The sequence below is a fragment of the Alteromonas nitratireducens genome, assembly GCF_040812025.1.
Classification (GTDB): Bacteria; Pseudomonadota; Gammaproteobacteria; order Enterobacterales; family Alteromonadaceae; genus Alteromonas; species Alteromonas nitratireducens.
Window position 1 is genome coordinate 575,593 of the sequence record NZ_JBFNPK010000001.1, and the last position, 15,246, is coordinate 590,838.

Sequence of the window (15,246 nt, forward strand, 5' to 3'; positions counted from 1 at the left end):
CCTGAGGCTGCTGTTTCTCACCATGAGACGATACCGACGTTTTGCCACATTAAATACGTTCCGCAACAGGCTGGCCTTGTTTGTAGGCGGCCTGTCACTGGTTATTGGCGTGCTCGTTGCCACCTTTGCCGGTCTCGCAGGCGGCGTGCAGCTTACGGATGCCAGTGGAAATTACCTTCGTCAGGCGGCTCATGCTGCCAGCAGCGCCATTGAAAAGGAACTACAGGAGCGTGAGCGGGAAATCATGCTGCTCAGCCGGCATAGCCTGCTGGTGGCAAGTGATAGTCCTCAGGATGACGTGCGCGCACTGCTTGATCTTATTGCCAGCAGCTACCCTTACTACTCTTGGCTGGGATTTACCGATAAAACAGGGGGTGTCAGGGTTGCCAGAAACGGCTTGCTGGAAGGCAAAAATGTGAGTCACCGGGACTGGTTTCGTCAAGCAATTAATGGCCCTTTCGTCGGCGATGTGCATCAGGCTGTTTTACTTGAAAAGCTCCTCCCCCGTAGTGCCTCAGATGCGCCCCTGCGCTTTATTGATGTTGCCAGCCCGATCACAGACAACAGCGGTAACGTCAGTGGGGTTATTGCTGCGCACCTTAATTTTGCCTGGGTAAGCGCCACGCTGAATAACGCGTTACCAAGCAGCCAGCATAATGATATTGAAGCCTTTATTGTAAATAACGATGGCGAGGTGCTTTATCCGTTCGATCGTATCGGTAAACCGGCCATCACGCTTGGAGTATTGTCACAGGAAAATACTCAGGTGGTGTCCTGGGGGCATGCAAAATACCTGACCTCAGTCTCCTCCATCAGGCCCGATATCTCAACACCGCTCGGATGGAAAATCATTGTCCGTCAGCCTGTCGCATCGGCGTTATCCGGATTAACTGTTTTGCTTATCCAGATTGCCATTGCAACTGTACTGGTCGGCCTGGTATTTGTGTTCTTTGCATACCGGCTGGCAACCCGGTTCAGCAAGCCTATTGAGTCACTGGCCCGGCAGGCCGAAAGTGTTACCGATGAGAAATATCACAGCTTTTCCGTGCCCAGTGGCCTTGAAGAAGTTGCATCACTTGCGCGTGCATTGCAGTCCATGATGAACAAGCTCGCGATAAGACGTCAGCACCTTCAGGAAGCCAATGCCCTGTTGGAAGAACGGGTAGAGCTGCGCACCCGAGAACTCGAACAGGCCAACAGAAAACTGGAAAAACAGGCCCTCCAGGATCCGCTGACCGGGCTTAAAAACCGCCGTGCGCTGAATGAATACCTGCATCAGGCCTACCTGCGCTTTAAGCGGGGACAAAAAGCGTACAGTGTAGCGGTGATTGATATCGATCATTTCAAGAAGGTAAACGACACCTTTGGCCATGAGGCCGGAGACAATGCCCTCAGGCATTTGGCTGAACTGCTGACAGGCTCTGCCCGTGAGTCTGACTTCATCTGCCGATCGGGTGGTGAGGAGTTTGTGTTGATTATGCCGGAAACCGATAAAGCCGGCGCTCAGGTCGTGGCTGAGAAAGTACGTAAAAAGGTTGCCGCAACACCTCATCAGGATGTTGGGCGGATGACGATAAGTATCGGCGTGGCCACCATTTCACAGCAGGATGACAAGGCCTCAGAAACCATTGCGCGAGCCGACGAAGCACTTTATAAGGCCAAGCACAACGGCAGAAACCGCACTGAAGTCAGCGAATGACGGAGCGCCGAAAAGTGACCGGCGCCCCTTTCGTTATCAGGCAAGCATACCGCCATCAACAATGATACTGGCACCGGTTGTGTAACTCGATGCATCTGACACCAGATACAGCACAGTTCCGGCCATCTCATCGGGGTCAGCCACGCGGCCAAGCGGGATCTGCTTAAGCGCTTTGTTCAGGATCGCATCATTGGTGGTCAGTGCTGACGCAAACTTGGTGTCCGTCAGGCCCGGCAACAGTGCGTTAACGCGGATATTCAGCGGGCCACATTCCTTCGCAAAAGACTTGGTCATGCTGATGACCGCCGCTTTGGTAATAGAATAAATTCCCTGCATGTCGCCCGGTACCACACCATTGACCGATGCCGTGTTGAGGATCACCCCGCCACCCTGCGCTTTCATCATTTTTCCGGCTTCAATTGACATAAAGAAATAGCCACGGATATTCACGTCCACGGTTTTTTCAAATGCCCCCAGGTCGGTGTCCAGAATATGGCCAAAGTAAGGATTAGCGGCGGCATTATTAACCAGAATGTCCAGACGCCCGTACTCGGCTTTAATGTGAGCAAAGGTGTCTTCTATCTGCTTCATGTCGCCTACGTGGCACGCCCATGCATCTGCTTTACCGCCTTCTTCGCGAATGGATGCAGCAACCGCTTCACACCCATCAATTTTACGGCTGGACACAATCACATGCGCACCATATTTAGCCAGAAGACGGGCAATTGACTCGCCAATTCCCCTGCTTGCGCCGGTCACCAGGGCCACTTTACCTGTAAGGTCAAATAAGTCTGTTTTCATTTTATGCTCCTATCGGGCATGCTCACGCGAGCATGCCACCGTCCAGTACCACGGTTTGCCCGGTCATGAATGACGACTCGTCCGTGCACAACCACCCGATAGCTGCGGCGATTTCTTCTGGTTTACCAAGCCGCTTCATCGGGTTAGCGTTGATAATGTTCTTTTGACCGCGCTCATCCAGATGTGACAATACGCCCTGCACCATGGGGGTATCGACAAAGCTCGGACAGACTGCGTTGATGCGGATATTCGCGCGCGCATATTCAACGGCCACGGAACGGGTCAGCCCGATCACACCGTGTTTCGCTGCGCTGTACGCACTGATCATCGGCGCCGAGCGCAGACCCGCTACCGACGCGATATTAATAATATGCCCACCACCCTGCTTCAGCATAACGCCCAGCGCGCGCTTCATGCAGTGCCAGACGCCAATCAGGTTGACGTTAAGGTTTTTCATCAGTGCCTCGTCAGGCACATCCAGCATCGGCGCTGGCATGTGGTCGATACCTGCATTATTGATGATCACATCAAGGCGTGCGTGTTGCGCCAGGGCGGCCGCAATCATCTCGCCGACCGACTCAGCAGAGGTGACATCGACATGCAGTGCGTACGCCTTACCGCCGTTCGATGTTATGCGTGCTACCACGTCACGGGCATTGTCGATGTTGATATCCGCCACACCGACTAGTGCGCCCTGCTGTGCGGTTCGCAGCGCCGCCGCTTCTCCGATACCTGAGCCACCGCCGGTAATAAGAATATGTTTTCCTTCCAGATTCATCGGTCAGTCCTCATGATTTACTTTTAGCACGAGCTTGCCGAAATTCTCGCCCTTAAACAGCATCATCAGCGTTTCCGGGAATGTCTCAAGGCCCTCTACAATGTGTTCTTTGGCTTTGAGTTTACCGGCCGCAATCCAGCCTGCCATTTCACGCGCCGCTTCACCGTAATGTCTGGCGTTATCGAACACCACGATACCTTCCATTTTGGCGCGGTTAACCAGCAGTGACAGGTAGTTGGACGGGCCCTTCACCGCCTGCGTGTTATTGTACTGACTGATCGCACCGCAAATAACGATGCGCGCATGCAGGTTAATACGGGTCAGCGCGGCATCCAGAATGTCACCACCCACATTATCAAAGAACACATCAATGCCGTTGGGACAGGCTGCTTTCAGTTCTGCCAGCAGTGAACCGTTTTTGTAATCTACCGCGGCGTCAAAGCCGAGCTCGTTGATGAGGTAATCGCATTTATCCTTTCCGCCAGCAATACCGACGACGCGACAGCCCTTAATTTTCGCAATCTGACCGACGACACCACCGACCGCACCGGCAGCACCAGAGACAACCACGGTTTCTCCGGCTTTTGGTTCACCGGTCTTCAACAGACCAAAGTAGGCTGTCATGCCCGGCATGCCAAGCACACCAAGATAGCGTGGCAGCGGAGCCAGCGAAGGATCAACTTTATGCAGCCCTTGCGTGGAGGTAACCGCATATTCCTGAACGCCCAGATTGCCATACACCATATCGCCTTTTTCAAAGCCATCCGCGCGGGACTCAATCACCTCGCCCACGGTCCCCGCTCGCATAACTTCGCCAATCTGAACCGGTTCAATGTACGATTTTCCGTCATTCATCCAGCCACGCATCGCCGGATCCAGCGAGATATACAAAATTTTTACTGCGATTTGCCCGTCTTTTACTTCCGGCAACGTTACGGTTGCCAGGTTCCAGTTATCACGGGTGGGTTCACCAACAGGTCGTGACGAAAGTTGCCATTGTTTATATTGCATAGTGTAGTGTCCTTGTCTTAGAAGTAGTCCGGATGCATTGCATCACATGTCGCATCCGCCTGATTAAGTATGTCGGTGTCCCGACGGGTCAGAGGCAGTTCCCAGTGAATAAAGTACTCTGCTGCAGCCAGCTTGCCCTCATAAAAGTGTGCGTCTTCGCCCGATGCACCTTCCTGCAGTGCTTTTTCTGCAACGGTCGCGTGACGCAGCCAGATCCAGCTGACCACGCAGCTTGAGAACACGTTCAGGAAGCAACTGGCATTGGTCAGCATAATGCTCTGCTTATCGCTTTTCAGCGCGCCCGCAAGATGCTGAATGGTCTTTTCAAGCTCTTTCAGGTACGGCGCCAGCGTCGTCGCCAGGGCCGAAGCCCGGGGCGTCGTAGCGGCGGCCAAATCTGCCATTACGCGTTTCATCAGTGCCTTCAGTCCCAGCCCGTCATGCTGCCACAGTTTTCTGCCCAGCAAGTCTAGCGCCTGGATACCGTTAGTCCCTTCATGAATAGGATTCAAACGGTTATCCCGCCAGCACTGTTCCACCGGATATTCGCGGGTATAGCCTGCCCCGCCAAGCACCTGAATGGCCAGGTCATTGGCTTTTGGTCCGAACTCTGACGGCCACGCTTTGAATACCGGCGTCAGCAGGTCAATCAGCTGGGCAAGCTCAACCTTTTCCTCTGCGTCTTCACAACTGCTCATTTCATCAATAAGGTAGCTGCCATAAAGGCAAAGTGCCATGCCACCCTCGCTGTACGCTTTCTGCGCCAGCAGCATACGCCGCACATCGCCGTGAGCAATAATCGGACAGGCCGGATCATCGTGGTTAAGGTGGGGCGCTGCTCTGCCCTGTGTGCGATCTTTTGCATACTCAAGAGAATAACGGTAACCACGGTAACCAATCATGGCGGCACCATAGCCAACGCCGATACGCGCTTCGTTCATCATCATGAACATGTACCGCAGGCCCTGATGAGGTTCACCGACCAGGTAGCCGTGACAATCTCCGTTTTCACCGAATGTCAGCGCCGTCGATGTTGTCCCGCGATAACCCAGCTTATGAATAAGACCGGCCAGCGTCACGTCGTTTCGGACATCCGGATCGCCGTTTTCATCCAGCCGGTATTTCGGCACAATAAACAGCGAGATGCCTTTTACTCCTGGTGGTCCTCCGGGAATTTTTGCCAGCACCAGATGTACGATGTTATCTGACAGTTCATGTTCACCGCCGGAGATATAAAGCTTGCTGCCCTTAATCCGGTATGTCCCGTCGTCCTGTGGCGTTGCCGTGGTGCGGATGTCAGCCAGCGCTGACCCCGCATGAGGCTCTGTCAGCGCCATGGTGCCGGTAAATGTGCCGGTCAGCATCTTATCCAGAAACTGTCCTTTTAACTCGTCACTGGCAAAATGATTAATCACATTCGCGGCGGCAGACGTTAAGAATGGATACGCAACCGACGATGGATTGGCGGTAAGAAAATAGCCGGAACAGGCGTTCATAACGGTAACAGGCAGCTGCATACCGCCGTCTTCGAAATCAAAATGCCCCGCAATGAAACCGGCCTCGCGGTAGGCATCGAAGGCGTCTTTGACGTCGCTCAGCATACTCACTTTGTGGCCATCAAACGTAGGTTCGTTTTTATCTGCCTTGCTGTTATGCGGCAAAAATTTCTCTTCTGCCATCCGCTCAGCGGTGTCGATGACCGCATTGAATGTATCAACCGAATGTTCGGTAAAACGGGACAACGAACACAAAGCGGCCGTATCGAGCGCTTCATAAAGCTGAAACTGCATTTCGCGTCTTGGAATGAGTTGATTAGCCATGCTTACCTCCAGAGTTATCTGGTCATTGTGTCACATTCCGGTTCATGCCATTATTGGCATAATTGACACAATTATGGTGAAAAAAGACAGCCATTCACCGCAGTGATAGCTGTCTGACATTCTTTTTTATGCAGCGAAACACGCCTGACCTCTCTGTGACGATTGTGGCCTTTGATCAGGCGCTGGCGTCGGCGATCACCGGCGCTCACGACCTGTTTGCGCTGGCGGGCATCACCTGGCAGCGTATTCACAATCAGCCAATTAAACCGGCGTTTCAGGTCAGGCTGGCAAGTTTGCATGCCGCACCGGTAACCTGTACCAATCAGTTTATCCTGCAACCACAGACTGCGCTGGAAGATATCGACAAAACTGACATTCTGATTGTGCCCACCATTGGCGGCGATATTCCACGGGTACTGCAGAACAACCAGAACCTGCAGGTGCACCTCAGACGGCTTTATCACTCTGGTGCTGACATTGCCGGAAACTGCACGGGCACATTCCTGCTCGCAGCAGCAGGTTTGCTGGCAAATCGCGCGGCCACGACACACTGGGGCTATGCAGAACAGTTTCGTCAGTTGTTTCCTGACGTCAGGCTGCAGCCAGAAAAAATGCTGACCGAACACGATAATGTATTTTGTGCCGGTGGTGGCATGGCGTGGATTGATCTCGCTCTGCTTTTAATTGAGCGCTACTGCGGCTATCAGGTTGCCAGCGATACTGCAAAATCGCATGTCCTGGACATGTCTCGACCAAACCAGACAATGTATGCCGGCACGCGGCAGCATAAATTTCATCAGGATCATGCCATCCTCGCCATTCAGGATACACTGGACAAACAGTTCCGATCCGCTGTCAGCCTGCAGTCACTGGCGCACCAGCACAACATGACACCGCGTACCCTGACCAGACGTTTTCAACGCGCCACCGGGCTCACCCCAATCAAGTATCTTCAGACCGTGCGCATTGAACGGGCAATGAAATTACTCGAAACCCCACACAACGCGCTGGAAAAGATAGTGACAGAAATCGGCTATGATGACGTCAGTTCGTTTTCCCGACTGTTTAAACGCCATACCGGACTCTCCCCGTCGCAATATCGCGCAAAATTCAAAAGAAATTAATTTTCTTCACAAAAAACCGTTTTTTTATCGCCAAATTGTGTAAAATTTAGGGCCGCGTGCAACCTCACTTTTTTTGCACCATTTATTCTTCAAAAAAACCCAACAACACACTCTTGGTGGATACATGAGAACACATAAACTTGCGTCACTGGCCCTTGCGGTAAGTACTGCGCTCAGCACCCAGGCTTTTGCTCAGGAAACTGAAACGACAGCCAAAAAAGAAGCTGCCCTGGAAAAGATTACGGTAACGGCACAAAAGCGTACCCAGTCTATTCAGGAAGTGCCTATCTCAATTGCCACGCTGAGTGGCGAAAAGTTTGAAAGCCTGTTTTCCGGCGGCGGTGACATTCTTGAACTGGCCGTTCGTGTGCCTGGCTTGTACGCGGAATCATCAAACGGTCGCGTTGCACCGCGCTTTTACATTCGTGGTTTAGGCAACACCGACTTTGATCTGGCAGCCTCACAGCCGGTTTCTATCATCATGGACGAAGTCGTGATGGAAAACGTGGTACTGAAAAGCTTCCCACTGTTCGACGTGCAGCGCGTAGAAGTGCTGCGTGGTCCTCAGGGCACGCTGTTTGGTCGTAACACAACAGCCGGAATCGTGAAGTTTGACACGGTTAAACCTAGCCAGGATCTTGAAGGCTTTGCTGAACTGTCTTACGGCAGCTACAACACCGTCAATTTTGAAGGTGCTGTTGGCGGTGGACTGACAGAAAATCTGTCTGGCCGTATCTCAGTACTGAGCCAGGAGCGTGATGACTGGATCGACAACGCATTTACTGGTGAGAAAGATGCGCTGGGTGGCTTTGACGAGAAAGCATGGCGCGCACAGCTGCTATGGGAACCAACAGACGATTTCTCTGCGCTGCTAAATGTTCACGGTCGTGAACTGAACGGTACTGCATCGGTCTTCCGCGCGAACGTATTCACAAAAGGCAGCAATAAGCTGAATGAAAACTACGATCGTGACGTGGTTTATTACGATGGCGATATTGACGGTAACGGTGCTGATAACAACCCTCAGGAATATTCCGGTTTTGGATCATCACTGAAACTGACCTATGCCTTTAACGGCATGGAGCTGACCTCTATCACTGCGCTTGAAAAAGCGGACGGTTACAGCCTGGGTGATATTGATGGCGGCAGCGGCTCTGGCGATACATCGCAGCCTGGTTTCATCCCGTTTACCGCGGTAACGCAGGATAACCTGGATGATCTGGAGCAGTTCACGCAGGAAATTCGTCTTGCGAGCGACATGAGCGGCGCCATGAACTGGCAGGTCGGCGCATTCTTCTTTGATTCGTCGTTCAATGTAACCAGTATCGACGGTTTCTTCGGTGCAACCACGGTATTCCATGACAACCAGACATGGGCGATATTTGGTCAGTCTTCTTATCAGGTGAATGACAAGCTGAACATTACCGGTGGTATTCGGTACACCCACGATGAAAAATCACTGCGGGTTGGCGACCAGAACGTCAATGGCTTTGCGCTGGTTATTGGTGCAGCCTCTGTTCAGGACTACGATCCGATCAATGTGGATGACGGTCAGTTCAGCTATGAGCTAAGCGCCAACTACAACCTGACCAAAGATGTGTCGCTGTTTGCCCGTTATGCCAACGGTTTCCGTGCCCAGACTATCCAGGGTCGTGATGTGGCGTTTGAAGGTGCACCGTCGGTTGCCGATGCTGAAACCATTAATTCTTTTGAAGCCGGTTTCAAATCTGATCTGCTCGACGACACCCTGCGTCTTAACGTAGCGGCGTTCTACTACACCGTGGACGATATGCAGTTCTCTGCTATCGGTGGTGAAAACAACTTCACGTCACTGGTGAATGCAGACCAGGGTGAAGCGTACGGCTTCGAAGTCGATGCCGAGTGGCTTGCGACCGACCAGCTGACGCTGACAGCCGGATACAGCTACAACCACACCGAAATTCAGGACGATTCACTGACCGTTCAGCCATGTGGCTCAAGTGCTGACTTCAGCGGTAACTGTACCGTCAACGACCCGGTTACAGCTGATAACCGTGCGTACATCGACGGTAACCCGTTCCCGCAGGCACCAGAGTCCATCTTTAACTTCACTGCGCGTTACGCCATTCCTGCAGGCAATGACGGTGAATTCTTCATCTTCACTGACTGGGCGTTCCAGGGCGAAACCAATCTGTTCCTGTATGACGCGGTGGAATTTAAGACTGACGACAACTTCGAAGGTGGCCTGCGTATTGGTTATGAAAACTTCGTAGACAACTACACCATTGCGTTCTACGGTCGAAACATTACCGATGAGGACAATGTGCGCGGTGCTGTCGACTTTAACAACCTGACAGGCATTATCAATCAGCCTCGTATCTGGGGTGTTGAAGCGCGCGTATCGTTCTACTAAGCAGAACACGCTTTACACAGTAAAGGCGCCTTTTGGCGCCTTTTTTTATGCTGCGATAGGTCTGTCAGCTTTATTCAGCAACCGCTGGAGGTAACGGCATGCGGCGACCATTCTGGCGTCTCGCTGGTAATACACCTGCTCAATCACCTCCCCTTTCTCGTCAATCAGGAAGCTGGCGAGCCGGGCCTTACGATAAGGTAAATACAGCTGATGGTAAGTCAGACGCGCAGACACAGGGCGCTGCATCACTTTTTCATACATGCACCAGGGCAACTTCATGGTGGTCGCGCGCTTATCGCCACCATGTAGCCACGTCAGCGACTGGAAAGGATCACTGCCTTCCTGATGTGCCAGTCCGTAAGTCTGTAACAGCTTGTCAATAGCTTTGATGCCTGATGTCATGTTCACCTCACACATACACTGTTTATATATACAGTATATGTGTGAGTGATGATATTTCAAGCAATAAAACAAAAACGGCACCCTCAGGTGCCGTTTACTTTGATTATTTCCCCATTAGCGGAGCATTATCCGTAGCCTCTGCGGGTACAGGCCGTCGCCGGAAAATATTTTTCAGGTCATTGAGGATCAGGTACAGCGCAGGTACCAGCAATAAGGTAATGATGGTGGCAAACAATATACCGAAGGCCAGTGATATCGCCATTGGGATCACCACCTGCGCCTGCAGACTGCGTTCAAAAACAATGGGCATCAGCCCCATGAATGTGGTCAGTGACGTCAGGATGATTGCCCTGAAACGCTGCGTGCCCGCATTAATGGCAGCATCAATTAACGACATACCTTCCTTGCGGGCCCGGTTAACGAAGTCGACCATAATCAGACTGTCGTTAACCACAACGCCAGACAGGGCAATGATACCGCAGATAGACAATACGCTAACGGCTTTACCCAGTAACAGGTGGCCAACAATGGCGCCAACAATACCAAACGGAATGACCGACATAATAATCAGCGGCTGCGAATACGAGCGCAGCGGAATTGCCAACAATGCGTAGATGGCAAACAGCGCAAACAACAGCCCTTTCGCCAGCCCCATCATGGCTTCGCCCTGCTCACGGGAATTGCCCTGTAACTGGAAGCTCACACTCGGATGCTGTTCTAGCAGCTCCGGCATGATATTTTCAATTACATCGCCGGTTACCTCACCTGGATCCAGCATGCCTTTATCCACCTTAGCGGTAACCGTGACAGATCGCTCTCCATCTACGCGGATGATGCTGTCAAAGCCTTTATCAAGCTTAATGTCTGCCACTTCCTCAAACGGAATATCTTCGCCGTTTGGCGCTCTGATACGCATGGTTTGCAGGTGCTTAATGGACGTGCGCTCTTCTTTCGGATAACGCACCATGACGCGAATTTCTTCTTCATCACGCTGTAACCGCTGCACTTCAGCACCGTAGAACCCAAAACGTACCTGACGGCCAAGGTCAGCCAGCGAAATCCCAAGCGCGTCAGCCTGCGGCTTCAGCGACAACTGAATCTCTTCGCTGCCACCGGCAAACGTATCGTTAATGTCAGTAACACCATCATAGCTTCTGAGGCGTTCTTTCAGCGCATTACTGATACTGCGCAGCGCTTCAATGTCAGCAGAATCAAACTCAAAACTGAGGTCTGACCCGCCACCGGGACCACCTGGTGAACCAATATTAAACGACTTAACGCCCGGAATTTCAGGCACCTCGTCACGCCAGCGCTGATGAATATCGAAGTCAGTCAGTTCACGTGTTTCGCCTTTAGTCAGCTCAACAAACACCTGCCCACTGAGGTTCCCCTGATCATAGGCAATCGCGTGCTTGACTACCCCTGCGCCGGTCTCAGACTCCAGTTTGCGGTCCATGCTCTCAAGCGCATTTTGTAGCGTACTGATCGCGTTATCACGCTGGGCCAGCGATGAGCCCGGCTCCAGTTCAACGCTTGCCATCATAAAGTCACTGGGGATATTCGGGAAAAACACAAAGCGTACTAACCCGCCGCCGAATAAGCCGATGGTCAAAATCAGCATGGCGAAAAACACCGCCAGGGTCAGATACCGGTTTTTCACCGCCTTTTTAAGAAATGGCGCGTAGGTATTGTGGATAAAGCGCTTAATGCCTTCGCTGAAAATATCGCGGAAGCGCTGGAACCGGTTTGCCTTAGCCGGATCATACGGCTTCACTTTCATGTGAACGAGGTGAGCAGGCAAAATAAGCTTCGACTCAAGCAGTGAAAATGCCAGGCAAATAATAACCACCAGACCAATGGTCTTCCAGATTACCCCAAACGGTCCCGATACCATCAGCATTGGCGAGAAGGCAGCGATGGTCGTCAGTACACCGAAGGTAGCTGGCATGGCGACCTTTTTCACCCCGGCAATCACATTGTCTGTGCTGTGTCCGCGATTATCAATTTCGGTGTAGGCCGACTCGCCCATAATGATGGCGTCATCGACCACAATCCCCAACACAAGAATAAAGGCAAACAGGCTAAGCAGGTTAATCGATACGCCCAGCATATCAATGGGCAGCACCAGCAGCGTGCCAAGAAAACACACCGGCAACCCGACAATGACCCAGAACGCCAGTTTAATTTTCAGAAACAGGGACAGCACGATAAAGACAAGCAACGCACCGAAAAACATGTTTTCGAGCATCATATTTAAGCGGTCTGCCAGATAAAATGAGCTGTCACCCCAGGTGTCGGCACTGATATGTGCCGGAAAGTCTGCTTTGGCTTCCTCGATGTAGGCATTCACCCGCTCTGAGATCTCCAGCGCGTTCTGATCGCCAACCGCCTGCACCCGCAGGCTCACAGCAGGTTTACCATCAAACAACGCGAACTGGTTGTCCTCTACAAAACCATCGTTAATGTAGGCAACATCGCCCAGTGTCACCCGGGTGCCATTCGCGTCGGTCAGCAGTACAATCTGGGCAAAGTCCCAGCCGGTATAAGCCTGGCCTTTGGTTCTCAGCAGAATGTCACCGTTCTGGGTACGAATTGATCCACCCGGAAGGTCAACACTGGACTGGCTAAGGCGGTTGACCACTTCGGAAAAGGTCAGATTATATTTTTGCAGATCGACTTCAGATAACTCGACAGAGACTTCGTAGTCGCGGGCACCAACAACCTGAACCTGTGAAATGCCCGGCAGATTGGCAATTTCATCGCGCAAATCCTTGGCGAATTCTTTGAGTTCACGTTCCGACGCATCACCATATACCGACATCCACAGCACATCCTGCTGCATTTTCTGTCGGTATACGACCGGCTTCTCGGTGTCCGCCGGGAAGCTGGCAATGGCATCCACCTGCACTTTGACTTCGTCAAGCAGTGACTGCACATCATAGTCTTCCTCGGCTTCGATACTGACGGTTCCCATGCCCTCAACTGCCGTGGAAGTGATTTTCTTGATCCCCTCGAGGTTCTTGACGGCCTCTTCCACCTTGAGAATCACGCCTTCTTCCACTTCTTGTGGCGCCGCACCAAGATAAGGAACCCGCACGTTAATAATATTGATCTCGAATGCAGGGAAAATCTGCTTTTGGATCGTGAAGGTGCCAAATATGCCGCCAACAATCAGCAGCCACATCAGCAGGTTGGCGGCCACATTGTTGCGGGCAAACCAGGCAATCAGCCCATTATGCGTATCTATTTTGCTCATTCTCCCTCCTGCTCCGACGCGATCGAGTCAGGGTCATCAGCCTTGTCGTTCTTTGCTTCTGGCGGAACCGCAGGCTCTTCACCAGGCAGACGGACTTTCATACCGCTATACGGGTTCGGCACCGCACTCAGTACAACCATATCGCCTTCATCAAGGCCTGATGCGACAAACACCTTATCTGGCGTGGTACGGATAGTTTCTACAGATTTTATGTCAATGACGCGGTCCTCGGTGACCGACAACACAGTGCCATCCAGACGAACAACATTTCTCGGTAACACAAACAGTTGCTGTGATTTCTCGCCCTGAATTTCAGCCTGCACAAACTGACCAAAACGCAGAATCGCACTGTCATTGGTGCTGGTTTCGCGCTGGTATGGATCGCGCACCTCTACAATGGCGTAAACAACGCGACTGGTATTGTCGAGCACCCCTTCGGTTCTGGCCAGCCGGCCCTGCCAGGTCCGTACTTTACCGGCAACCCGCGCGGTCAGTCTGACATTTTCAACACTCTCCGGGTTGGCTGAGACATTCAGGAAGGCCAAATCACTGTCGGTAATCGGTAAGCGGACTTCGGCAACATCGGTGCCGTTTAACAGGCCAATATTGGCTCCCACAGACACAAACTGCCCTACGTCAATATTCCGCTCTATAATGATCGCGTTATAGGGTGCACGGATTGTGGCGCGTTCGAGGTTTCGGCGTGCCCGCTCCAGTTTCGCCTCAGCGGCTTTCACACTGGCCTGCTGACTGGCCAGTTGCGGTTTGCGCAAGCCGAGCTCCGGCGGTACCACGCTGTTAACAGAGCGCCATTCTTCCTGCGCCACCTTGCCGCGTGCAATTTCTTCTTCCAGGGCAGCTTTAGCCTGCGCCAGTTCGGCTTCAGCCAGTCTGACATCCGTTTCATAATCCGCTTTTTCCAGCTCGGCCAGCACATCGCCCTGTCGGACCATACCACCTACCACAAACTGGTCATTCAGCCACACGACCCGACCACTGACCTGACTGCTTAACCGGGTCTGATGCTTTGGTAACACATTGCCCTGTGATTCGACAGTGAACTGGACCTGCTCGCTGTTCACTGGCTCTGCACTGACCAGAAACGCCTTTTCTTCTACAGGTTTCTGTTCTGGCGGCTTACGCGATTTAATCATGACGGCAGCAACGACAATGGCGCCGATCAGTATTAATAACGGCAGCCCCGCTTTCATCAAAGAAGAGTGTTTCATCCCGGTTCCCTAAGGTTTAATTAATTCGTCTTTGTTATTGTTTATGCGCACCATCGACAATGCGCTTTTTCACGCCTGCAGTGTACCTGCTTTCCTGACCAGATTCCCTGATAAGTTTGTTAGATTTTGTGATCAAAACGGTTCCTGCAATTTAATTGCTGTTTAGACCAGTGAGCGATTGAAATTTAGACAATAAGAAGTAATGATAGGTTGTCATTGATTATAGTGATTATCGGAGGAAACACATGTCAATCAAGAAGCAGTACCTTAAATCAAAACCTGTGTGCAAAGTCACTTTCCGACTTCGTGCAGAGGAAGCCGATGGTGCAAAAACCGCAAAGCTGGTGGGTGACTTCAACGACTGGGATTTGTGTGTTGCGCCGATGAAAAAACTCAAGAGCGGTGACTTTACACAAACACTCGATTTACCGGCAGACAGAACCTACCAGTTCCGTTATCTGCTTGACGATGAAAAGTGGGAAAACGACTGGCAGGCGGACGGCTATCAGCCCTCCCCGGTCGCCTGGGATGACAATTCGGTTGTCCGGCTGTAACACGCTATACCGGCATTGGTCATACAAAAAAAGCCGCATGTGCGGCTTTTTTTATTAGCGATGACCCGTCCTAAATAAAGTTGACACTTTCCAGCTTCTTTTTGGAGAGTGTAATGAATACAAGTACTAAACGAACTCAGCGGGATTATTCACTGGCCTTTAAACTGGCGGTTGTCGACC

11 protein-coding genes are annotated in these 15,246 nt (G+C 51.9%); 4 read left to right on the forward strand and 7 right to left on the reverse strand.

What is annotated here, in order from left to right; genetic code table 11:
* Positions 1-22: 22 nt before the first annotated feature.
* Positions 23-1,699, forward strand: a complete 1,677-nt coding sequence (locus AB1N33_RS02590) for a sensor domain-containing diguanylate cyclase (RefSeq protein WP_411269954.1) — start codon at positions 23-25, stop codon at positions 1,697-1,699.
* Positions 1,700-1,735: 36 nt separating this feature from the next.
* On the opposite strand, the gene AB1N33_RS02595 is transcribed toward AB1N33_RS02590, so the two are convergent.
* Genes AB1N33_RS02595 through AB1N33_RS02610 form a run of 4 tightly spaced genes read right to left on the reverse strand, consistent with a single transcriptional unit; the run spans position 1,736 to position 6,109 of the window.
* Positions 1,736-2,500 carry an SDR family oxidoreductase gene (locus AB1N33_RS02595; protein WP_411269955.1) on the reverse strand — a complete coding sequence of 255 codons (765 nt, stop codon included), beginning with the start codon at positions 2,498-2,500 and terminating at the stop codon, positions 1,736-1,738.
* 22 nt (positions 2,501-2,522) lie between these two features.
* Positions 2,523-3,278 carry an SDR family NAD(P)-dependent oxidoreductase gene (locus AB1N33_RS02600; protein WP_411269956.1) on the reverse strand — a complete coding sequence of 252 codons (756 nt, stop codon included), beginning with the start codon at positions 3,276-3,278 and terminating at the stop codon, positions 2,523-2,525.
* 3 nt (positions 3,279-3,281) lie between these two features.
* Complete coding sequence (locus AB1N33_RS02605; protein WP_411269957.1) at positions 3,282-4,289, reverse strand: NADP-dependent oxidoreductase; 1,008 nt, start codon at positions 4,287-4,289, stop codon at positions 3,282-3,284.
* A 17-nt stretch (positions 4,290-4,306) separates the two neighbouring features.
* Positions 4,307-6,109 (reverse strand): acyl-CoA dehydrogenase, encoded by a 1,803-nt coding sequence (locus tag AB1N33_RS02610; protein WP_411269958.1) that lies wholly within the window; start codon positions 6,107-6,109, stop codon positions 4,307-4,309.
* 128 nt (positions 6,110-6,237) lie between these two features.
* Here AB1N33_RS02610 and AB1N33_RS02615 point away from each other — a divergent pair, with 128 nt between their 5' ends.
* Both AB1N33_RS02615 and AB1N33_RS02620 read left to right on the forward strand, forming a co-directional pair.
* Complete coding sequence (locus AB1N33_RS02615; protein WP_411269959.1) at positions 6,238-7,233, forward strand: GlxA family transcriptional regulator; 996 nt, start codon at positions 6,238-6,240, stop codon at positions 7,231-7,233.
* A 124-nt stretch (positions 7,234-7,357) separates the two neighbouring features.
* The gene (locus tag AB1N33_RS02620; protein ID WP_411269960.1) at positions 7,358-9,625 is read left to right on the forward strand and encodes a TonB-dependent receptor; all 2,268 of its coding nucleotides are present in this window, start codon (positions 7,358-7,360) and stop codon (positions 9,623-9,625) included.
* Between the two features lie 45 nt (positions 9,626-9,670).
* Here AB1N33_RS02620 and AB1N33_RS02625 read toward each other — a convergent pair whose 3' ends face one another.
* The 3 genes from AB1N33_RS02625 to AB1N33_RS02635 form a co-directional block, all read right to left on the reverse strand.
* Positions 9,671-10,027 (reverse strand): hypothetical protein, encoded by a 357-nt coding sequence (locus AB1N33_RS02625; protein ID WP_411269961.1) that lies wholly within the window; start codon positions 10,025-10,027, stop codon positions 9,671-9,673.
* A 103-nt stretch (positions 10,028-10,130) separates the two neighbouring features.
* A complete protein-coding gene (locus AB1N33_RS02630) occupies positions 10,131-13,283 on the reverse strand; it encodes an efflux RND transporter permease subunit (RefSeq protein ID WP_411269962.1) in 3,153 nt (1,050 codons plus the stop codon).
* Complete coding sequence (locus AB1N33_RS02635; protein ID WP_411269963.1) at positions 13,280-14,512, reverse strand: efflux RND transporter periplasmic adaptor subunit; 1,233 nt, start codon at positions 14,510-14,512, stop codon at positions 13,280-13,282. The genes AB1N33_RS02630 and AB1N33_RS02635 overlap by 4 nt, the downstream gene beginning before the upstream one ends.
* Before the next feature lie 245 nt (positions 14,513-14,757).
* Here AB1N33_RS02635 and AB1N33_RS02640 point away from each other — a divergent pair, with 245 nt between their 5' ends.
* On the forward strand, positions 14,758-15,066 hold the full coding sequence (locus tag AB1N33_RS02640) for an isoamylase early set domain-containing protein (RefSeq protein ID WP_411269964.1): 309 nt from the start codon (positions 14,758-14,760) through the stop codon (positions 15,064-15,066).
* The last annotated feature ends 180 nt before the right edge of the window (positions 15,067-15,246 follow it).